General features: G+C 63.4%; 15 protein-coding genes. 9 read left to right on the forward strand and 6 right to left on the reverse strand.

What is annotated here, in order from left to right; all coding sequences use genetic code 11:
* Positions 1–218: 218 nt before the first annotated feature.
* Both AA309_RS16785 and AA309_RS16790 read left to right on the forward strand, forming a co-directional pair.
* A complete protein-coding gene (locus tag AA309_RS16785; RefSeq protein WP_047190157.1) occupies positions 219–716 on the forward strand; it encodes a L,D-transpeptidase in 498 nt (165 codons plus the stop codon).
* Between the two features lie 141 nt (positions 717–857).
* Positions 858–2,837 (forward strand): methyl-accepting chemotaxis protein, encoded by a 1,980-nt coding sequence (locus AA309_RS16790; protein ID WP_047190158.1) that lies wholly within the window; start codon positions 858–860, stop codon positions 2,835–2,837.
* On the opposite strand, the gene AA309_RS16795 is transcribed toward AA309_RS16790, so the two are convergent.
* Entirely contained in the window at positions 2,795–4,225 is a 1,431-nt protein-coding gene (locus AA309_RS16795) for a class I SAM-dependent methyltransferase (RefSeq protein WP_084731321.1), read from the reverse strand. The two genes, AA309_RS16790 and AA309_RS16795, sit on opposite strands and share 43 nt — an antisense overlap.
* A gap of 68 nt (positions 4,226–4,293) precedes the next feature.
* Positions 4,294–4,530 carry a DUF1674 domain-containing protein gene (locus AA309_RS16800; RefSeq protein ID WP_047190159.1) on the reverse strand — a complete coding sequence of 79 codons (237 nt, stop codon included), beginning with the start codon at positions 4,528–4,530 and terminating at the stop codon, positions 4,294–4,296.
* A 132-nt stretch (positions 4,531–4,662) separates the two neighbouring features.
* Here AA309_RS16800 and htpX point away from each other — a divergent pair, with 132 nt between their 5' ends.
* The 3 genes from htpX to AA309_RS16815 all read left to right on the forward strand — a co-directional run bounded on the left by htpX (position 4,663) and on the right by AA309_RS16815 (position 8,807).
* Positions 4,663–5,583: a zinc metalloprotease HtpX gene (gene htpX, locus AA309_RS16805; protein WP_047190256.1), complete on the forward strand. Its 921-nt coding sequence runs from the start codon at positions 4,663–4,665 to the stop codon at positions 5,581–5,583.
* Positions 5,584–5,588: 5 nt separating this feature from the next.
* Positions 5,589–6,899 carry an RsmB/NOP family class I SAM-dependent RNA methyltransferase gene (locus tag AA309_RS16810; RefSeq protein WP_047190160.1) on the forward strand — a complete coding sequence of 437 codons (1,311 nt, stop codon included), beginning with the start codon at positions 5,589–5,591 and terminating at the stop codon, positions 6,897–6,899.
* A gap of 147 nt (positions 6,900–7,046) precedes the next feature.
* Positions 7,047–8,807: a heparinase II/III family protein gene (locus AA309_RS16815; protein WP_047190161.1), complete on the forward strand. Its 1,761-nt coding sequence runs from the start codon at positions 7,047–7,049 to the stop codon at positions 8,805–8,807.
* Between the two features lie 168 nt (positions 8,808–8,975).
* On the opposite strand, the gene AA309_RS16820 is transcribed toward AA309_RS16815, so the two are convergent.
* Entirely contained in the window at positions 8,976–9,308 is a 333-nt protein-coding gene (locus AA309_RS16820; RefSeq protein ID WP_047190162.1) for a GYD domain-containing protein, read from the reverse strand.
* Positions 9,309–10,008: 700 nt separating this feature from the next.
* On the opposite strand from AA309_RS16820, the gene purH reads away from it, so the two are divergent.
* Together purH and AA309_RS16830 are read left to right on the forward strand one after the other, a co-directional pair.
* Complete coding sequence (purH, locus tag AA309_RS16825; protein ID WP_047190163.1) at positions 10,009–11,601, forward strand: bifunctional phosphoribosylaminoimidazolecarboxamide formyltransferase/IMP cyclohydrolase; 1,593 nt, start codon at positions 10,009–10,011, stop codon at positions 11,599–11,601.
* 42 nt (positions 11,602–11,643) lie between these two features.
* Positions 11,644–11,964 carry a heavy metal-binding domain-containing protein gene (locus AA309_RS16830; protein ID WP_047190164.1) on the forward strand — a complete coding sequence of 107 codons (321 nt, stop codon included), beginning with the start codon at positions 11,644–11,646 and terminating at the stop codon, positions 11,962–11,964.
* Between the two features lie 4 nt (positions 11,965–11,968).
* On the opposite strand, the gene AA309_RS16835 is transcribed toward AA309_RS16830, so the two are convergent.
* From AA309_RS16835 to AA309_RS16845, 3 genes are all read right to left on the reverse strand, one after another.
* Positions 11,969–13,309, reverse strand: coding sequence for an MFS transporter (locus tag AA309_RS16835; RefSeq protein WP_047190165.1), 1,341 nt, complete (start codon positions 13,307–13,309; stop codon positions 11,969–11,971).
* A 66-nt stretch (positions 13,310–13,375) separates the two neighbouring features.
* Positions 13,376–18,226, reverse strand: coding sequence for an NAD-glutamate dehydrogenase (locus tag AA309_RS16840; protein ID WP_047190166.1), 4,851 nt, complete (start codon positions 18,224–18,226; stop codon positions 13,376–13,378).
* Positions 18,227–18,340: 114 nt separating this feature from the next.
* Positions 18,341–18,691 (reverse strand): winged helix-turn-helix transcriptional regulator, encoded by a 351-nt coding sequence (locus AA309_RS16845; RefSeq protein ID WP_047190167.1) that lies wholly within the window; start codon positions 18,689–18,691, stop codon positions 18,341–18,343.
* A gap of 96 nt (positions 18,692–18,787) precedes the next feature.
* Between AA309_RS16845 and AA309_RS16850 the strand changes: the two genes are divergently transcribed.
* Together AA309_RS16850 and AA309_RS16855 are read left to right on the forward strand one after the other, a co-directional pair.
* Positions 18,788–19,804, forward strand: coding sequence for a zinc-binding alcohol dehydrogenase family protein (locus tag AA309_RS16850; protein WP_047190168.1), 1,017 nt, complete (start codon positions 18,788–18,790; stop codon positions 19,802–19,804).
* Between the two features lie 283 nt (positions 19,805–20,087).
* On the forward strand, positions 20,088–20,468 hold the full coding sequence (locus AA309_RS16855) for a DUF2794 domain-containing protein (protein WP_047190257.1): 381 nt from the start codon (positions 20,088–20,090) through the stop codon (positions 20,466–20,468).
* The last annotated feature ends 72 nt before the right edge of the window (positions 20,469–20,540 follow it).

Here is a 20,540-nt window from a genome sequence, read left to right on the forward strand (position 1 = left end):
GGCCGGCTCGTCCCGGCCATCCATGTCTTAAGAACTGCTACGCATGAAAGGCGTGGATCCCCGGAGCAAGTCCGGGGATGACGGCGAAAAGCACGATATCCTGTGCCTGATCCCAGATCGGCTCCCGCTGCCGGCGAGAACGCTCTTTAGACCATCGGAACCGCAGCCGTTTCCTTCGCGTCTCACCCTCGTGTCTTCAAAGAAGGAGGGTTCGAGACATGATTGCGCGGATCGCCATCGCATGGGCCGCTGTCACCCTTGCCGTCTCGGGCGCATCGGCCCGCGAGGTCGTGCCGTTTGGGACAAGCGTGTCGCCGGGCACCATCGTCATCAAGACGGGCGAGCGGCGGCTCTATTACGTGCGCGGTGACGGGACCGCCCTGCGCTACCGTGTGGCCGTCGGGAAGCCGGGCAAGCAATGGTTCGGCGAAGCGCAGATCGACGGCAAATACGTACGTCCCGCTTGGTCGCCGCCAGCGGAAGTCAAACGCGACAATCCCCGCCTTCCCGACGTGATTCCCGGCGGCGCGCCGAACAATCCCATGGGCGCGCGGGCACTCACCCTCGATCTCGACGAATACGCCATCCACGGCACGAACCGCCCGAGCTCCATCGGCACCTATGCCTCTTACGGCTGCATCCGCATGCTCAACGAGGACATCATCGATCTCTACGATCAGGTGAGCGTGGGCACGCGGGTGGTGGTGACGCCATAGATCGATCCGGACATGGGCATCGAAAAGGTGCAACTGATTTTCAATCGAGATCCCCGCTGAGGATCACATGCAAGCCTCGCAAAAGGGTCGAATGGCAATCCTCCGCCGGATTGCCGACAATGATTCGACCACGGGTCTCTTATGGTTTCTTTCCTGTCACGGGTTTCGCTGCGAAATCAGATCCTGAGCATCGGTCTGCTCGGGGCCATCGGGGTGGTGGTCCTTGCCCTCGTCTACATGATCGGGGACGGCTCTGTGCAGGAGCATCGCCGCGAAGCCGCCGCGGCCACGCATCTGGAGCATCTGATTGACTCAGCCGACAAGGATTTGCTGAAGGCCCGGCTCGCCGAAAAGGACTTCTTCCTGCGCAGCGACGAGAAACATGTCGCCGATCATGCGAGCAGCATTAGCGAGGTCAATCGCGATCTCGCGGAGGCCGAGAAGCAGATCGCAACATCACCCGACCAAGCCGATCTTCAGCCCAAGGTCGCCAAGCTCAAGGCTGGCCTTGCGCGCTATGTTCAGCACTTCGGCACGGTCATCGACATCCAGCGCAAACTCGGATTCGATGAGAAGTCAGGGCTGCAGGGAGCGATGCGGGACTCGGCTCATGCGGCCGAGAAACGACTTGAGAACTTCGACGATCAGCATCTGACAGTTCTTCTGTTGATGATGCGGCGCCACGAGAAGGACTTCATCCTCCGCGGCGACCCCAAATACGGCGAGGATATCAAGAAGCGCGTGAACGAATTCCTGCAGGACATTTCCGGTGCCTCGATTCCCGCTAAGACCAAGACTGAGCTCGTCGATGCGATTACATCCTACCAGCGCGCTACCCTCGCCTTCATTGAGGCTCGCATGCAGCTCCAGGTGGAAAGCAGGGCCCTCTCGGAGTCCTATGGTGAGGTCGAGCCCGTCATCGCGGACATTCTGAAATCGGTTGGTGAGCATTTCGAGGCCGCCCAGACGACTGCGGAGGCCACCACGTCCCAGATCTCCGTCATGATCTGGTCCGCGATCGGCTTGGTTCTCGCGATCCTGACGATCGCGGCTCTCGGCATCGGTCGGGCGATCACGAATCCTCTTCTGGCCATGACGGCTGCAATGCAACGCGTGGCAAAGGGTGACTATGGCGCGCCCGTGCCGGGCTTAAGCCTCAGAAACGAGATCGGCGCGATGGCTGCTGCGATTCAGGTTTTCAAGACCAACGGCGAGGAGATGGAGCGCCTGCGCGCGGAGCAGGAGCGCGCCCAAGAACAGAACGTGCTTGAGAAGCGACGCATCATGACCGAACTGGCTCGTAGCTTTGAGTCCAAGGTGGGCGCTCTGACCCAGAGCCTCTTGGGTGCTGCCGCTGAGATGGAAACGACGGCGCAATCCATGACGAAGGTGGCGGACGAGACCAATGCCCAGACGGTGAGCGTGGCTTCGGCCGCCGAACAGACTTCGGCCAACGTGCAAACGGTGGCGGCAGCGACCGAAGAGATGTCGGTCTCGATTCAGGAGATTGCCGCTCAGGTGGCCCAGTCCGCACGCATCGCGGATCATGCGGTCGAGGGAGCCCGGCGAACGAACGTTACCGTGCAGGCCTTGGCCGACACGGCCGAGAAAATCGGCAATGTGATCCAACTCATCAACACCATCGCCGGCCAAACCAACCTGCTGGCGCTCAACGCAACGATCGAAGCCGCACGCGCGGGCGAGGCCGGTCGCGGCTTTGCGGTGGTGGCTTCCGAGGTCAAGGACCTGGCGAGCCAGACCGCCAAGGCGACGGAAGAGATCGGGACGCAGATTGCCGGGGTGCAGCAGGCAACCCGGGATGTGGTCGCAGCCATTCAAGAGATCGCTCAGACGATCACCGAGATGGCCCAGATCTCGACCGGCATTGCTGCCGCAGTCGAAGAACAGGGAGCTGCCACCAGAGAGATTTCGCGCAACGTGCAGGAAGCCGCCCGTGGCACGGAACAGGTGACCAGCAATATCGGCGTGGTGCGTCGCGGGGCGGGCGAAACCGGTGCGGCGGCTGCCCAGGTCCTGAGCGCCGCCCAGGAGCTATCGCGCCATTCGACCAGCCTCGGTCAGGAGGTCGACAGCTTCCTCGCGGGCGTACGGGCCGCATAGCCCGGCAGCCGAGCGGCTGCCTGGAGGCCAACCCGAGCGAGAGGTCGAATTTGCGAAGTGTCCGTTGTGAAAACAGCGGACATTTTCGGTTTAGCCATACAGACCGCCCGGCTCGGCGGCAGGCCTGATGGCCCACGCGTGCGCTTGGAAACCAGCGTCTGGTTCACGCCCACCGCTGCGCGCTCGAAGGCCAGCGAACAGCCGGCGAGGTAGAGAAGCCACATGCGGGTTTTCTCCTTGCCCACCATGGCCTCGGCCTCTTTGCGCCTGGCGCTCAAATTCTCCCACCACAGGCGCGTGGTGCGCTGGTAATGCTCGCGCCAGCCCTCCACGTCATGCACCTCGAAACCGAAGCGCTCAAGATTGGCGATCGACATGCCGAGGTGATCGAGCTCGCCGCCGGGAAAGATGTAGCGGGTGAGCGCCTTGGATTCGGGCTTGAGCTTGCGGAAGGCACGTTCGCTCCTCTTCGCGCGCCGCGCAATGGTGTGGTGCAGGTAAAGACCGCGCGGCCTCAAGAGACGATGCACCGAGCGGAAGTAGGTCGGGTAGTTCCTGATACCCACCTGCTCGAACATGCCGATGGAAGAGATCTTGTCGAACTCTCCCTCGATCTGGGTGAAATCCTTCAACAGAACCTCGGCCCGATCCTGCAGACCGAGACGGGCGATCTTGTCCCTGGCGAGCTTCGCCTGCTCCTCGGCCAGCGTCACGCCGGTGGCTTTCACGCCGTAGTGCTGTGCCGCATGGCAGATGAGAGCCCCCCAGCCACAGCCGATATCGAGGAAGCGGTCACCGGGTTTCAGCCGCAGCTTGCGGCAGATCATGTCGAGCTTGTCCGCTTGAGCGCGAGCGAGATCGTCATGCCAGTCCGGCTGGAAATAAGCGCAGGTGTAAACCATCTTCGGATCGAGGAAGAGCCGGTAGAAGTCGTTCGAGACGTCGTAATGGTAAGCGACGTTCCTCTTGTTGGTCTGTGGCCGTCCGTCCCTGGCCTGAGGATTCTCCTCCACCTTGTCGAGGGGGCGCGGCATGTCGGCAGGGGCGCGCAGAAAGTGATAGGCAGCCCTCAATGCCTTGACCTTGCTCACCTTTCTCAGGCGACGTCCGGCCTTCTGCGGGCGCTGGGCGGCGAGATCGAAGAGGGTGCCGTTCCTGAGGTCGAGCAGGCCCGAGACATAGGCGTTGAGCACCGTGTCCAAGTTCGGGCGGCGGAGAAGGCTCGCGATGACGTTCTCGTGCCGGATCACGAGGCGCATGGCATAGGACGCCAAGTCGGCGGGAATGGTAGAACCATCCCACAATTCGAAGCCGAACTGCAGATCGAGCGCCCGATGGGCCTCCTCCAGAAGATCGCGGAAAAGCCTGAGCCGCTCTGCCCCGTTCATCACCCCACAACCCTTGTTGCTTCGTGTTGTGCCCGACACTAAGCGGGGGTGCGCCTGGATACAATAACTTAAAAGTCGCTGGCGAGGCCTTTCACCTCCCAATCATCGTAGCGCACGGGCTCCAGACCGCCGCGGCCCTGGTGCTCTTTCTCCCTGGCGATTTCCGCCGCGCGGGCATCGATCTCCTGCCGCCGCCGGGCAGCCTCTTCCAGGGCCCGCCGGGCCGCAGGCGAGAGGGTTTTTCCGGGCGCAGCCCCTTCGAGGGCAGGAGCCAGAGTCTTTTCGGGGATGTCGCTGGTGTTCATGACAGGCCTTTATCAGCTCCTTGACCCTCATGGGAGAGGGTATCCCTGGTCGAGGGCACTCTTGGTCGAGAGCTGGACCATTCCCACATGAAGATTCAAACGGATGAAGTCCTTCTCGAGGTGGAGACCCCGATGAACACCGTCAAGACCGGAATGCTGCTAGCAGGCCTCATGGCCCTGTTTGGCGTTGTCGGCTACATGCTGGGCGGCGCGACCGGCATGATGATCGCGCTGGGCCTGGGCCTGGCGACCAACCTCTTTGCCTATTGGAACTCCGACCGGCTGGCGCTTGCCGCCCACCATGCCATCGAGGTGGATGAGAGAACCGCACCGGAGTTGGTCCATATGGTGGGTGATCTCGCCCGCAATGCGAACCTGCCGATGCCGCGGGTCTATATCATCGAGAACCCGCAGCCCAATGCCTTTGCCACCGGGCGCAACCCGGAAAACGCAGCGGTGGCTGCCACGACAGGCCTTCTCGACATGCTTTCCCATGACGAGATCGCGGGCGTGATGGCCCACGAGCTGGCCCATATCAAGAATCGCGACACGTTGATCATGACGGTCAGCGCCACGATTGCGGGCGCGATCGCGACGCTCGCCCAGTTCGGTTTCCTCTTCGGTGGGCGCGGCGATGACAGACCCAATCCCATCGTGATGCTGGCGACCATTCTCATTGCTCCCTTTGCGGCCATGATCATCCAGATGGCGATCAGCCGCTCGCGCGAATATGACGCCGATCGGATGGGCGCCGAGATCTGCGGCCAGCCTCTTTCGCTCGCCTCGGCGCTGGCGAAGATCGCGGGCGGCGTGGCCCATGTGCCCAACATGGATGCAGAGCGTCATCCGGCCACCGCGCCGCTTTTCATCATCAATCCGCTCTCCGGCCACGGCATGGACAATCTGTTCTCCACCCATCCGGCGACGGAAAACAGGATTGCGGCGCTGCACGCTTTGGCGCAGGAGATGGGAGCAGCGCCGCAACCCGGCTTCTTCGTGCAGAGTTCATCGAGTCCCTGGGGCCAGCCGCCCCGCCGCGGACCTTGGGGTTAAGTGTTTTGAATCAATCGGATGATCAGGTGGGCCTCGGCCCCCGTCGCCTCGCCTGGATGGCGGTGACGGAAACCATGAAGCGGCGCGTGCCGCTCGACGACGTACTGGAAGAGCTTTCCCCGAAGGAGAACCTCTCCCCGCGCGACGAGGCCCTGGCGCGGGCCATTGCCATCGTCACCTTCCGCCGCCTCGGCACCTTGGGACGCGCGCTCAACGAGCGGCTCAACCGCGGGCCGAAGGATGAGCGCCTCCTCCATCTTCTCGCCATCGGCGCCGCGCAGATCCTCTTCCTCGACGTGCCGGACCATGCCGCCGTGGACAGCGCCGTGCGGCTGGCGCAGGAGGATGCGAAGCTGGGTCACGCGGGCGGCTTCATCAATGCCGTGCTGCGACGCGTGGCGCGCGAACGCGACATGATCCTCTCTCAGCAGGAATCCTGGCTCGACACACCCACTTGGCTCGAAGAGCGCTGGGTGGCGCAATATGGCGAGGAGCTTGCGACGAAGATCGCCGAAGCCCATCGCTCCATGGCCTCGGTGGACATTTCCGTGAAAGGCGATGCAGCCGGGTGGGCCGAGCGTCTTGGCGGCATTTTTCTGCCCACGGGCAGTATCCGCCTCGTGGAACGCACCGCGATCCGCGATCTGCCGGGCTTCGATGAGGGTGCATGGTGGGTACAGGATGCCGCCGCAGCTCTTCCCGCACGTCTGCTTCACGCCAAGCCCAACGAGCGCATCGCCGATCTTTGCGCCGCGCCTGGGGGCAAGACGGCGCAACTCGCGGCAGCCGGAGCCGAGGTGCTGGCGGTGGATCGTTCTGCGAAGCGCCTGAAGCGGCTGGAAGAGAACCTCGCGCGCCTGAACCTCAAGGCCGCAACCCGCGCCATCGATGCGGAAAAGCTCGATGAAGCGCCGTTCGACGCGATCCTGCTGGATGCGCCCTGCTCCGCCACCGGTACCATCCGCCGCCATCCGGATGTCGCCTGGACCAAGAGCGAAGAGGACATCCGCAAGCTCTCCGGGCTGCAGACGCGCCTGCTCGACAAGGCGGCAAGCCTGCTCAAGCCCGGCGGACGCTTGGTCTATTGCACCTGCTCGCTCGAAGCCGAAGAAGGCGAACGTCAGGCGGAAGGCTTCCTCGCCCGTCACCCTGAATTTGTGCGTCAGCCCATCAGGGCGGATGAGATCGGGGGTCTTGACCAATGCCTCACGCCAGAAGGAGATGTGCGCACCCTGCCCTGCCATCTCGTTTCCCCTGAGCACGAGCGCAGCGGACTCGACGGCTTCTATGTCGCACGATTTGTGAAGGCTTCTTGATTCTCGCGTGTTTTGCTCTGTCCTCATCCTGAGGACAGTCGCTGTTTAAACCAATCAAAACAGCGGGTGCTTACGTGTTGTTAACCAGTCAGCAGGAACTCCCCTCTATGCTGGCGCGGACGAACATGACTTGAAGGAGCGCCACGGGTGGATTTCGGGCCAGATCGCTGGCGTCTCTACAAGCTTGCCTTATCCGAGGCAGGCCGCGCCATGCGTGGAGGAATGGTCTGGAGCCTATCCAAGGTGTTCGTAGGAACGCCGAGTCCGACGCGCCTGCTCTTCGCGCCGCAGGATCTGCGCACGGCCGATCCCACCATCGCCACCGATATCTATTCCGGCTTCTTCGCTTTTGCAGGCCGCGCCATCACCACGAGCGGACGCTCGCCCTTCGCTTTCACGCCACCGAGCAAGGCATGGGCCGAGGCGCTCTATGGTTTCGGCTGGCTGCGCCATCTGCGCGCGGCGGGCACCGCACTCGCCCAGGCCAATGCACGCTCGCTGGTGGACGAATTCGTCTCCTCGAAATTCGGCGACAGGAGCGTTGCCTGCGATACGCAGATCATCGCGCGCCGTCTCATGTCCTTCATCAGCCAATCGCCGCTGATCCTGGAGGGTGCGGATCACGCTTTCTACCAACGCTTCCTGCGCCTGCTGGGCCAGCATGTGCGCGAGTTGGAACGGCACGTGCGATCCGGCGCTCTGCCGCAGAAACAACTGATGGCGGCGATTGCGCTGTGCTATGCGGGCTTGTGCTGCGAAGGTCTCGACCGGCACCTGCGACGCGCAAGCCGTCTGCTCGCGCGCGAGCTGGAACGCCAGATTCTCGCCGATGGCGGACATGCGAGCCGCAACCCGCGCATCATCGTCGATCTTCTGTTCGATCTCCTGCCCTTGCGCCAGATGTTCGCGAGCCGTGAGGTCGATACGCCGGAGGCGCTCCTCAACGCCATCGACCGCATGCTGCCCATGGTGCGTATGTTCCGGCATGGTGACGGCACGCTCTCGCATTTCAACGGCATGGGTGTGACGGCGGCGGATCACCTCGCGACGCTGCTCACCTATGACGACATGCGCAGCCAGCCGATCCAGCACGCGCCGCATACCGGCTACGAGCGCATGGAGGCCGGCCGCACCCTGCTGGTGGTGGATGTGGGCGCGCCGCCGCCGACCTATCTGTCGACCGAAGCCGGCGCAAGCTGCCTCTCCTTCGAGTTCTCCAGCGCTTCGCAGCGCATCGTGGTCAATTGCGGCACGCCGCGGATCGCGGGCGACACGATCATCCAGGCGTCGCGCTCGACGGCGGCTCATTCGACCGCCTCGATCAACGACATCTCGTCCTGCCAGATGGTGGGCGACCGGGGCAATTGGCTGAACCGCCGGGTCGCACGTTGGCTCTTGCGCCGCATCGGGCCCGTGGTGCTGAGCGGCCCCGAGCGGATCGCCTCGGAGCGCAGCGAGCGCGAGCATGCGCAAGTTCTCACCGCCAGCCACGACGGCTACCGCGAGCGCTTCGGCCTGACCCACGAGCGGCGGCTGCAGCTTTCCCCCAAGGGCAACATCCTGGAAGGTGAGGACGTGTTCTGGGGCGAAGGCACAGGCGCCTCCTCGGCGGAAGCCGTCATCCGCTTCCATCTCGCCCCCGGCATCAAGGCGAGCCGCGCCCAAGGCGGGCGGGTCGTCATGCTCGTTCTGCCGAACCAGGAGGCTTGGCAGTTCACCGCCGTCCCGGTCGGGGCCCATGTGGAGGACAGCGTGTTCCTCGCCGCCCCCGACGGCATGCGTCGCACCGAGCAGATCGTGCTCAGCATCCGCCCGAGCGAGACTCCTTCCGTCCGCTGGCGCTTCGAGCGCTTGGCCCGCACGTTCAATCCGGGTCAGTCGGCAGAGGCTACGCCAGAGCCGATCTGAACGCAGGCTTGGCGACCCGCTGACTATGCCACGTGGGGGTTTCAAGTCCCTTGCCTCTGCCCCAAGTCGGCATAACGGCAAGCCGTATTCCGACAGGGCCGTCTATGGAATCGGGAACACCCGTTTTTTCGATCAGGTCCGAGAAGCGATACCTAACGGCTGAATGCGCTATGCCTTGTCTCCCGGCGGCCGATACGTAATCGATGAGGCCTTTTGCATGGCTGCAAGTGTCTCCTCAACAGTCAACAAGACCGTCGTCTGGATCGAGCTTAGCGCTCCGCCAGCGCCAATCGCGAGCGCCGTGGCTGCCATCGAGACGTTATCCGGAGCCTCCCACAAGGTGTATCCGTCGTGATCCCCGAAGGCATACCAGAAGCCGTGCAACCTTCCGCCGACCGCTTCGATGTACTCCTTGGCTGCCGCTCGGCGGTCCTCGGGGTTCTTGATGAGCTTCGCCCATGTTCCTGGCGTGTAACTGAACCGGGTCAGGTAGAACGGCATCTGCTCCTCCCTCACTGACCATCTCTGGCGGGGGCGAAAGAATAGCACCTTTGGCCGTTGTGGAACTGGAGATCACTCTTTGTAGCCATTTCCGATAAGGCCATTCGTACAATGGGACTGTCTCGGACACCTCGAACGCTGATGCCGATGAAAGTGGCTCGCCCGCCCTTTTTGAGAGGCAGGCGTAAGGGTGCCCACGGCCTTTCGGGCGCACAATCCCTTCGGGATACTTGCGGCTAATGCACCACCCTTCTCGACGGCTGTCGAACTTCGCCTCATTTGGCTCATAACGCCTCAGGACTTTCGCCCCATAGTGCTCCTTGAGAATGGCTACTCCAACTTTTCATCAGGGAGGATGTCGGCCACATCTGGATATGATGTCGGGGTCTCCTGGCACTCCGGAGCAATCGAGCAGGTCAAATAGAGCTTCAAAGGCACTTCCTGCCCCAGTCCGATCCCCGAGACGCTGGAGATGAGAAGCAACCCAAGCCAAATTCCAGTTCAACGGCGCTTCATCCGCAAACCCCTCAGCAATTGGTACTGTATAGCAGACATATAAAGGCGAGCAGCTCCAAGCACCTCGGCTCATTGCACCCCACAGGCAAAAGGGGAATGGCTGAAACCCTAGCCTCCCCGGTTCCCATCCTTAGCCGGCCGTGCTATCGCGCCCGCATCTTTTACCCTTCATGGAGCAGCCGCCATGCCGAGCGATCCGAAGCGCGTTTCCCGCGCTCTGCTTTCCGTATCCGACAAGACGGGTCTCGTGGACTTCGCCCGGGCGCTGTCCGAGCGGGGTATCGAGCTGGTCTCCACCGGCGGCACGCATAAGGCGCTGAGCGAGGCGGGCCTGCCCGTGAAGGACGTGAGCGACCTCACGGGCTTCCCCGAGATGATGGACGGGCGCGTGAAGACCCTGCATCCGTCCGTCCATGGCGGCCTTCTCGGCATCCGCGCCAACCCCGAGCACCAGGCGGCCATGCTGGCCCATGGCATCCAGCCCATCGACCTGCTGGTGGTGAACCTCTACCCCTTCGAGGCCACGGTCGCGGCGGGGAAACCTTATGACGATTGCATCGAGAACATCGATATCGGGGGACCGGCCATGATCCGCGCGGCGGCCAAGAACCACGGCGACGTGGCCGTGGTGGTGGACGGCGCAGACTATGCCGCCGTTCTCGACGATCTCTCGGCTCATAACGGCGCGGTGACATACACGCTTCGCCGCCGCCTCGCCCAGAAAGCCTATGCCCGGACAGCCGCCTACGACGCGGCGATCTCGAACTGGTTCGCGGCCGAGCTCGGTGAGGAGACGCCCCCCTTCCGGGCGCTCGGCGGCGCGCTTGCCGAGGTGATGCGCTACGGCGAAAACCCGCACCAGAGCGCCGCCTTCTACCGCACGCCCGAGCAGCGCCCGGGTGTCGCCACGGCCCGCCAGGTGCAGGGCAAGCAGCTTTCCTACAACAACATCAACGACACCGACGCGGCCTATGAGGCCGTGGCCGAGTTCCTGCCCGAGCGCTCAGCCGCGATCGTCATCGTCAAGCACGCCAATCCCTGCGGCGTGGCGGAGGGCACGACGCTCCGCGAGGCCTATGAGAAGGCGCTTCGCTGCGACCCGGTCTCGGCCTTCGGCGGCATCGTCGCCATGAACCGCCCGCTCGATGCGGAAGCGGCGAAGGCCATCACCGAGATCTTCACCGAAGTAATCATTGCGCCTGACGCGAGCGAAGAGGCCATCGCCATCGTCGCCGCCAAGAAGAACCTGCGCCTCCTGCTCGCGGGCGGCCTGCCGGATCCGCGTCAGGAGGGATTGACGCTGCGCACGGTGGCGGGCGGCTTCCTGGCGCAGTCGCGCGATAACGCCGTGGTCGATGCCATGGATCTGAAGGTGGTGACAAAGCGTGCCCCCACCGAGCGCGAGCTCGCCGATCTGCGCTTTGCCTTCCGCGTCGCCAAGCACGTGAAGTCCAACGCCATCGTCTACGCCAAGGACCTCGCCACCGTCGGCATCGGCGCAGGTCAGATGAGCCGCGTCGATTCCTCCCGCATCGCCGCCTGGAAGGCCGCGGAAGCAGCAAAAGCAGCCAACCTGCCGGAAACTCTCGCCAAGGGTTCTGTCGTGGCTTCAGACGCCTTCTTCCCCTTCGCGGACGGCCTGCTCGCCGCAGCCGAAGCCGGCGCCACCGCCGTGATCCAGCCCGGCGGCTCCATGCGCGACGACGAGGTGATCAAGGCCGCCGACGAGGCGGGCCTTGCCATGGTCTTCACCGGCTACCGCCACTTCCGTCACTGAGAACCAATCCCCACATCAGGGTCTCCACCTGAGGAGACCCTGATGATCATCACCACCACGCCCAGTGTCGAAGGCCGCCGGATTGCCGCTTACCGCGGAATCGTTTCGGGGGAGGCCATTCTCGGCGCGAATGTCTTCCGTGATTTCTTCGCCTCCATCCGCGACGTGGTGGGTGGGCGCTCGGGCTCTTACGAACGCGTGCTGCGCGACGGGCGCGATACGGCGATCCGCGAGATGATCGACGAGGCGCAGCGCCTCGGCGCCCATGCCATCGTCGGCGTCCACATGGATTACGGCGCCATCGGCAAGAACGAAGGCATGATGATGGTGACGGTGAGCGGCACGGCGGTGACGCTCGAATAAGGGCTCACGCCTTCTTCACGCCGCTCAGTAACGCGAAGCCCACGAACAGGAACAGGATCAGCACCGCTGGCCCTGCCGCTTGCGTCCGGAAGGTCGCGGTCGCCACCGCAACGGCGAGCGGCGCGAGGAAGGACGTGACTTTGCCGGAAAGCGCTAACAATCCGAAATAACGGCCGGCCTCGCGTGCGGGCACGAGCCGCGCCAGCATGCTGCGTGAGGAAGCCTGCAGCGGTCCGGCCACGGATCCGATGACAAGGCCGAGAGCTAGGAAGAGCTTTTCCGGTGCGCTGGCATAAAGACCTTCGCCCGCGGCCGCCGTAGGAATGACGAAGAGGATGTGCTCGCGCCCCAGAGACAGCACGCCGACGCAGACGAGCGCGAGCACGAGAATCGCGCTCAAGATCACGGGCTTCGCGCCGAAGCGATCATCGAGACGCCCGCCGATCAGTGCGCCCATTGTCCCGGTGATGGTGAGCAGGATGCCGAAGAGGCCGAGTTCCGTCGCCTGCCAGCCGAATACCCCCGCCCCGTAGATTCCGCCGAAGGCGAAGAGCGCAACGAGTGCATCCTGATAGACCATGTTGGCGATGAGAAAGCGCAGCACGCCCTCATGCCGCTGTGCATCGACGAGCGTGTTTTTCACCTGCACCAACCCCTGTTTCACGGCCTCTCCCAAACGCAGCTTGGAGCGGGCGATGTCAGGCGTGAAGAGGAAGAGCGGCAGGATGAAAACGAGAAACCACAGGGCCGAGAACGGGCCTGTGATCCGGTCTCCCTCACGTTGCGCGGGATCGAGCCCGAAGAGCGGCGTGAAGCCGAGCACCGTCTTGCCGCTGCCCGCATCGGCGGCGAGAAATCCCAGCACGATGACGAGCGAGACCAATCCGCCGAGATAACCGACGGCCCAGCCGGTGCCGGAGAGGCGTCCGAAGCGCTCGGGCGGCACGAGATGCGGGATCATCGCATTGTTGAACACGGCAGCGACTTCGACGGCGACCGTCGCGAAGGCGAAGCCGAGAAGCGCGATGGAAATGTCGTGAGGCTGGCCCGGCGCGGCATACCAGAGGGCGAAGGAGGCCACGAACAGCACGAGGCCGCAAGCGGCGATCCAGGGCTTCTTCGGCCCCGTCGCGTCGGCCACCGAGCCTAGGACCGGCGAGAGGATGGCAAGCGCAAAGCCCGCTGCCGCCGTCGCATAGCCCCAGAGGCTCTGGCCTGTGACCGGATCGGGCGCGAGGGACGCCGCGAAATACGGCGCGAAGACGAAGGTGGTGACGAGGGTGAAGAAAGGCTGGCAGGCCCAATCGAACAGGAGCCAGCCTAAGATGGCGGGGCGCGATGCCATGGCGGGCTTGATCCGAAGCTCGCTCCCGCTCACCGATCTATTCCTGTCACCATGCGCCTCGCGCTTTTAGCCTGTTCTTGCGAGATCGCCGAGCAGGCTCGCCGCCACGGTGATCTTCGACAGCGTTAGACCCGAAGAAACGATGCTGTCTACTGCGCTTCTGATGCGGCTGACATCCGCACCCCGCTTTTCGCTCCAGGCATGAACAGCATCCGCGCCGGAGAGATCATGCACGGCAACTTCCGCCGTGAGGCCGCGATGAGCATAGGCGATGCTGTCGACGGCACGATCAAGCGCAAGGCGGTCGAAGTAGTCGCTGACGGAGATCTCGCGCGCTGCCCCGATGAGCGAGCCGAGACGGAACGCGGCTTCGAGGGCAAAGTGAGTGCACGCAATGTCGCCGACGGGCTTGCCCGTCTTCTGCGCGGTGAGCGCGATATCGGGAGCTGCCACGAGATCCGGCAGGGCTGCGATGCGACGCGCCAGCGCCTCGGGCGTGCCCTGATCGACCAGCGCCTTTATCCGTGCGTTCCAAGCCTCATGCGCCTCAGGAGAAAGGGTTTTCTGGAGACTGCGCTCGACCTCCGCAATGCCGGCCTGATAGGTGCCGATGATCGTGTCGAGGGAATGGGTGGCGAAATCCACATTGCGGATGAACCATACGATGCGGTTCATGAGCAGATCCTGCAGCTCGCCATAGAGGCGCAGCTGCAGCTTGCCCGGCACCACGCCATCGAGCGCATCGATGGCGTTGTTCATGTCGGTCAGGCCGAAGGAATCGCGGGTTGCCGCATAAGCCGCCGCAATCGTCGGCGCGTCAGCCCCGGTCTGATCCACGAGACGCGCCACCATGGTGGGACCGCCCCTGTTGATGATCGCGTTGGCGAGCTGCGTTGCGATGATCTCGCGGCGCAGACGGTGGCTCGCAATCGCATCCGGGAAACGCTCACGCATGGCGGCCGGGAAATAGCGCTCCAGCTCCTTGCCGAGATAGGGATCGTCCGGAACGGCGCTGTCGAGCAGTTCGTCGTGCAGCGAGAGCTTGGCATAGGCAAGCAGCACGGCGAGTTCCGGACGGGTGAGCGCCTCGCCACGGCGGGCGCGCTCGGTGAGAGTCGCGTCGTCGGGCAGGTATTCCACCTTGCGGTTGAGACGGCCTTGGGCCTCTAGCATCTGCATGAGACGGCGCGCGAAGCCGAGATCGGCGACCCCGCGCTGCTCGGAGAGCGAGAGCGCCAGACTCTGCAGGTAGTTGTTGCGGAGCACGAGGCCCGCGACTTCATCCGTCATGTCGGCGAGAAGCTGATTGCGCGCCTCTTGGCTGAGGCGTCCATCGCGCTCAGGCGTGGTGAGCGCGATCTTGATGTTCACCTCCACGTCCGAGGTGTTGACGCCCGCCGAATTGTCGATGGCATCCGTATTGAGGCGTACGCCGTTCTGCGCCGCCTCGATGCGTCCGCGCTGCGTGGCACCGAGGTTCGCTCCCTCGCCCACCACCTTGGCCCGCACATCCGCGCCGGTGATGCGGATGGCGTCGTTGGCGCGGTCGCCCACCTGCTCGTCGGTTTCAGAAGACGCCCGGATATAGGTGCCGATGCCGCCGAACCAGAGAAGGCCCACATTGGCTTTCAGGACAGCAGTCATCACCTCGGCAGGCGTCGCCTCAGCCTTGTCGAGATCGAGCAGCGCCTGCACTTCGGCTGAGAGCGGGATCGACTTCGCACTGCGCGAGAACACGCCGCCGCCATTGGAGATGAGCGACTTGTCGTAATCCTGCCAGCTCGAACGGGCTAAATTGAACAGGCGCTCGCGCTCCTTGAACGACAATTCCGGATCCGGATTCGGATCGAGGAAGATGTCGCGGTGGTCGAAGGCTGCCACGAGCTTCAGGGCCCGTGACAGCAGCATGCCGTTGCCGAACACGTCGCCCGACATGTCGCCCACGCCCGCCACCGTGACAGGCTCTTTCTGGATGTCGATGTCTATCTCGCGGAAGTGGCGCTTCACCGCCTCCCATGCGCCGCGAGCCGTGATGCCCATCTTCTTGTGGTCATAGCCCTGGCTGCCGCCCGATGCGAAGGCATCGCCGAGCCAGTGGCCCTTCTCGATGGAGAGCGCATTCGCCGTGTCGGAGAAGGTGGCCGTGCCCTTGTCGGCGGCGACCACGAGATAGGGATCGTCCCCATCGTGGCGCACGGTATCCGCGGGCGGCACCACGTGATCGCCTTCGATATTGTCGGTGAGCTGCAGGAGCGTGCGCACGAAGATGCGATAGCTCTCCGTGCCTTCCGCGAGCCAAGCCTGCCGGTCGCTTGCCGGCGGTAACTGCTTCGGCACGAAGCCGCCTTTCGCACCGACCGGCACGATCACGGCGTTCTTCACCTGCTGCGCCTTCACGAGGCCCAGCACCTCGGTGCGGAAATCCTGCGGACGGTCGGACCAGCGCAGACCGCCGCGTGCCACCTTGCCGTAGCGCAGGTGCACGCCTTCGACACGCGGCGAATAGACGAAGATCTCATAAAGGGGCTTCGGCAGCGGCAGACCTTCCACCTTCGCACATTCGAACTTGAACGCGATGGTCTGGCGCGGCAGGCCGTTGCCTTCGAGCTGGAAGAAGTTGGTGCGGATGGCGGCTTCGATCAGGTTGATGAAGCGGCGGAGAATCCGGTCATCGTCCAGGCTCGTGACGGCCTTCAGCTGCTCTTCGATGCCGGCACGGATGGCGGCTTCTGACTTCGCCCTCGAATCCTTGCCCGAGCTCTTGTCTTCATGGCGTGGATCGAAACGCGAGTAGAAGAGCTTCACGATGTTCTTGGTGATGTCGGGATGACGGGCGAGCGTGCTCGCCAGGTAATCCTGCGCATAAGTCACCTGAATCTGGCGTAAGTATCGGCCGAGCGTCCTCACCATCGCCACATCGCGCCAACCGAGACCCGCTTCGAGCACGAGACGGTTGAAGCCATCCGATTCCGCAAGGCCCCGGAACAGAGCAAGCAGAGCTGCTTCGATGAGCGTCTGGATCTCGTCACTCTTGATCGCGCCGCCGGCCGAGCGCTCCAGCGCCATATCATGGAGCCACACGCGGTCCGTGCCGGTCACGCCGGCCGAGACCACGCGATAGGTTCGCTCGTTCACGACGCGGAAGCCGAGGTTTTCGAGCAGCGGCACACGGTCGGAGAGCGGCAGAGCCGCGCCGCGCGAGAAAACCTTCAGATTGACGCGGGTCTCGTCATCGCCCTCGCGGCGATAGAGATCGACCGCACGGGGGCGCGCCTCGGAGAGCTGCTCCAGGAGCGCGATATCCGCGATGGCGTGCTCTGCTCCGAAGGCTTCGCGATAGGCGGCACTGAAGGCATCGGCATAGCGAGCGGCCAAGGCACGGGCGCGAGCGCCGCCGATGGCTTCGTCGAGCTCATCGCGCAGGGCATCGCCCCAAGTGCGCACGATGCTCGAAATGCCTTTTTCCAGCGTGTCGCGGGAAACCTGCGGCGTGTGCCCCTCGTCGCGCCCGATGATGTAATGAGTGCGCGCCAGCGGGCCTTCCGGATAGGCGGGATAAGAGGCTGAGACGCGTCCCTCGTAGATGCCGGCAAGGAACTGGCCGATGCGCAGGCGAACGCCCGTGTCGTAGCGGTCCTTCGGCACGAAGACCATAACGGACACGAAGCGATCGAATTCATCCGCACGCGCCAGCGCCCGCACGCGCGGACGCTCCGAGAGGCTCATGATGTCGATTGCAAAGTGGTAGAGCGTTTCCTCGTCGATCTGGAACAGCTCGTCGCGCGGATAATTCTCGAGAACGTTGAGAAGCCCGCGTCCCGAGTAGCTCGCAGGATCGAAGCCGGCGCGGGCGATCACCTTCGCCACCTTGTGGCGCAGATACGGCACCTCCGCCGTGGTGTTGGTATAGGCGCTTGCCGTGAAGAGGCCGACGATGCGCAGCTCGCCTTGCAGCCTGCCGTCCGCATCGAAGAGCTTGACACCGATATAATCGAGGTGCGCGCGGCGATGGACGCGGGATTTGACGTTAGCCTTGGTGATGATGAGCGCCTTGGGCTGGGCGAGGAAGGCGCGGATTTCCGGCGTCATCGCCACGAGCTCGCGGCCACGGCGCAGCACGCGCACGCTCGGATCGCGCAGGAGGCCGAGGCCCGATCCTTCCACCGGATCGGCAGCCGTGTCGTCCTTGGGCAGGCGATATTCGCGAAGACCTAAGAACGTGAAGTTGTCGCGCGCAATCCAGTCGAGGAAAGCCACCGCTTCCCTCACCTCGTCATCCGGAAGCGGCGGCGGGTTGAGCCGGTAGTTGTGAACGATTTCGGTCAGGCGGGCGCGCATGCCGGGCCAGTCGTGCACGGCGAGCGACACGTCCTTGTGGACGCGGCGCATGGCTTCGATCAGGCGGCTGCGGGTCTCGACATCGTCGATGCGTGGCAGATGAACGTGAATGAAGCTCTCGCGCTTCACGCCATGGCGGACGGCCGCCGTGGCCTCGCCGACGAGGCGAACGAGGCCGCCATTGGCATCGCGCTCCACCGCGAGAATCGGGTGCGCCACGAGGTAGGGGTCGTAGCCTTCATCGACCAGCTCGGCGAGGGTCGAATCGAGCAGGAAGGGCATGTTGTCGTTGACGATTTCGAGAATCGTCACATCGCGGCGGCGGCCTTGGCGCTCAACTTCCAGATCGATGAGGCGGATATCCTCGCCACCGCCCACACGCGGCGCTTTGAGATGCTCATAAGCTGCTGCGGCCAACTCCGCCAGGGCTGATGGCGAATAGGCGGCGAGATCTTCGGGTGGCACGCGCCCATAAAGATCGCGGACAAAGGTGGGTGGAATGGCTTTGTGTCCGGCTTCCAGAACCGCAACGGCCTCGGCCGTCAGTTCGCTTCCGCTGGTCGGCGTTTCCAGCTTCATGCGCGTATCCTCTTATGATCGTTGCGGGAGCGTTGCCACAGAGTACCAGGTCGCGCAACAAAACCATGCGGTTCTGCACATGGCAGGGTTAAGTTTCTGCAGCACACAGCAATTTTATGCTGCCTCGGCCTCTCGAGACGACAGATTCGTGTCTCCCCAATGTTTTAGGGCCAGAAGCACAGGCTCCAAGCTTTGCCCCCGCGTGGACAGCGAATATTCGACTCGCGGCGGAACCTGCGCGTAAACCACGCGGACGATCAGCCCATCGGCCTCCAGTTCACGCAGCTGATGGGTGAGCATGCGCTGCGTCACGCCGGGGATGAGGCGACGCAACTCGTTGAACCGCAAGGTTCCCCGCAGCAGCTTGTAGAGGATCACGATCTTCCACTTGCCGTCGATGAGGCTCAGAGCCCGCTCGACGGAGCAGCCGGTCGAGGTTTGGGCCTTCTTCACGGCACGCGGCATCACGGTATCCTTTTTGACACTATGGGCTTTAATTGTGCGTTCTTGCGAGCTTAATCCCTATGCTCAACTATGTCTCTACCAAAAAGGAGACATGCCATGCGCGCGGTTGGTTACCAGCAATCCTTAGCCATTACAGACGAAGCCTCCCTGGCCGATATCGAGCTGCCCCGCCCGGAACCAGGCGCGCGGGATCTTCTGGTCGAGATCAAGGCGGTGTCTGTGAATCCCGTGGATACCAAGGTGCGCATGCGGGCGGCGCCCGAACCGGGTGCCTACAAGGTTCTGGGCTACGACGCCTCCGGCATCGTCCGGGCGGTGGGATCGGATGTTTCGCTGTTCAAGCCGGGCGATGAGGTGTTCTATGCAGGCGCCATCACCCGCTCGGGCACCAATGCCGAGTTTCATCTGGTGGATGAGCGCCTCGTGGGCGCAAAGCCCAAATCCTTGAGCTTCGAGGAGGCCGCCGCCCTTCCGCTGACCACCCTCACGGCCTGGGAAACCCTGTTCGACCGTCTCGACATCAAGCGCCCGGTGAAGGGCGCCGCCAATGCCATCCTGATCGTCGGCGCAGCCGGTGGTGTGGGCTCCATTGCCGTGCAGCTCGCGCGCAGGCTCACGGACGTGACGGTGATCGCCACCGCCTCGCGCCCGGAAACACAAGCCTGGGCCCGCGAACTCGGCGCGCATCACGTGATCGACCATGCCAAGCCCCTTGCCGAACAGGTAGAGGCTTTGGGGATTGGCGCTCCGGCCTTCGCGTTCTCGATCACGCATACGGATGCGCATTTCCCGGAAATCGCGAAGGTCATTGCCCCGCAGGGACGTTTCGCCCTGATCGACGATCCGAAGACGCCGATCGATATCAGCCTGTTAAAAGGCAAGAGCGTTTCAATTCATTGGGAATCCATGTTCACCCGCTCGACCTTCCAGACGGTGGACATGGAGCGACAGCATGAGATCCTGAGCGAGGCCTCGCGCCTCGTGGATGCTGGCACCATCAGAACGACGCTCGCCGACGTGCTGGGCCCGATCAATGCAGCCAATCTCAAGCGGGCTCACGCTTTCATCGAAAGCAACCGCGCCAAGGGCAAGATCGTTCTGTCGGGGTTCTGAAAAGAAAAAGGCCGCCTGGAAAGGCGGCCGATGTCTCGAGGGTTGTGGCCCGGCTCTCCAAAAGCCTGGAGGGCTGGGGGGCTGACGTGTCCAAGCCGATGGTCGAACCGGGCCGTCGAGGCAACTTGAGTATTTACCGTACCCAGTGAGGCACCTTAGGGGCGCGATTGCGGCAGGAATAAGATTTGCAAAAGAAGCGGTGATTCATTTCACCGCGACGGCTTGATCGATTCCTTAGCCGGACCCATCATCAGGTTTAAGTGAACCAATGATGGGAGATTTCATGAGCGAGGGTGACGTCTCAGAGTCGCTGCGCGGCGGCTCGATGCAGGGCTCGGCTCATATCCTGCCCTTCCCCGCCGCGCCGAAACAGGTGGCCTTCGACCGTAGCGAGTTGCAGACCATTCTCAATCTCTATGGCCGCATGGTGGCCGCCGGCGAATGGCGGGATTACGCCATCGACTTCACGCCCGACAAGGCGGTTTTCTCGATCTACCGACGCACCTCGGAAATGCCTCTTTATCGCATTGAAAAGGATCCCAAGCTCGCGAAGAAGCAAGGCGCCTATTCGGTGATTGTCTCGACAGGCCTGATCCTCAAACGTGGGCACGAGCTCGCTCGTGTGCTGCGCGTGCTCGACAAGCCGAAAGTGGTGTCGAACTAGCGTATTGTGCCGACCCGAAGGGCCGCGTCAGCGACCCGCAGGGCCACGTCAGTGAAAAGTGGACCCGGTTTT

Origin of the sequence: Microvirga vignae (assembly GCF_001017175.1) — a bacterium.
Classification (GTDB): domain Bacteria; phylum Pseudomonadota; class Alphaproteobacteria; order Rhizobiales; family Beijerinckiaceae; genus Microvirga; species Microvirga vignae.

Bases quoted from the DNA above. Each gene is read 5' to 3' on its own strand.
- AA309_RS16785 (WP_047190157.1), top strand. From the start codon at position 219: ATGATTGCGCGGATCGCCATCGCATGGGCCGCTGTCACCCTTGCCGTC.
- AA309_RS16790 (WP_047190158.1), top strand. From the start codon at position 858: ATGGTTTCTTTCCTGTCACGGGTTTCGCTGCGAAATCAGATCCTGAGC.
- AA309_RS16795 (WP_084731321.1), bottom strand. From the start codon at position 4,225: ATGAACGGGGCAGAGCGGCTCAGGCTTTTCCGCGATCTTCTGGAGGAG.
- AA309_RS16800 (WP_047190159.1), bottom strand. From the start codon at position 4,530: ATGAACACCAGCGACATCCCCGAAAAGACTCTGGCTCCTGCCCTCGAA.
- htpX (WP_047190256.1), top strand. From the start codon at position 4,663: ATGAACACCGTCAAGACCGGAATGCTGCTAGCAGGCCTCATGGCCCTG.
- AA309_RS16820 (WP_047190162.1), bottom strand. From the start codon at position 9,308: ATGCCGTTCTACCTGACCCGGTTCAGTTACACGCCAGGAACATGGGCG.
- purH (WP_047190163.1), top strand. From the start codon at position 10,009: ATGCCGAGCGATCCGAAGCGCGTTTCCCGCGCTCTGCTTTCCGTATCC.
- AA309_RS16830 (WP_047190164.1), top strand. From the start codon at position 11,644: ATGATCATCACCACCACGCCCAGTGTCGAAGGCCGCCGGATTGCCGCT.
- AA309_RS16835 (WP_047190165.1), bottom strand. From the start codon at position 13,309: ATGGCATCGCGCCCCGCCATCTTAGGCTGGCTCCTGTTCGATTGGGCC.
- AA309_RS16840 (WP_047190166.1), bottom strand. From the start codon at position 18,226: ATGAAGCTGGAAACGCCGACCAGCGGAAGCGAACTGACGGCCGAGGCC.
- AA309_RS16845 (WP_047190167.1), bottom strand. From the start codon at position 18,691: ATGCCGCGTGCCGTGAAGAAGGCCCAAACCTCGACCGGCTGCTCCGTC.
- AA309_RS16850 (WP_047190168.1), top strand. From the start codon at position 18,788: ATGCGCGCGGTTGGTTACCAGCAATCCTTAGCCATTACAGACGAAGCC.
- AA309_RS16855 (WP_047190257.1), top strand. From the start codon at position 20,088: ATGAGCGAGGGTGACGTCTCAGAGTCGCTGCGCGGCGGCTCGATGCAG.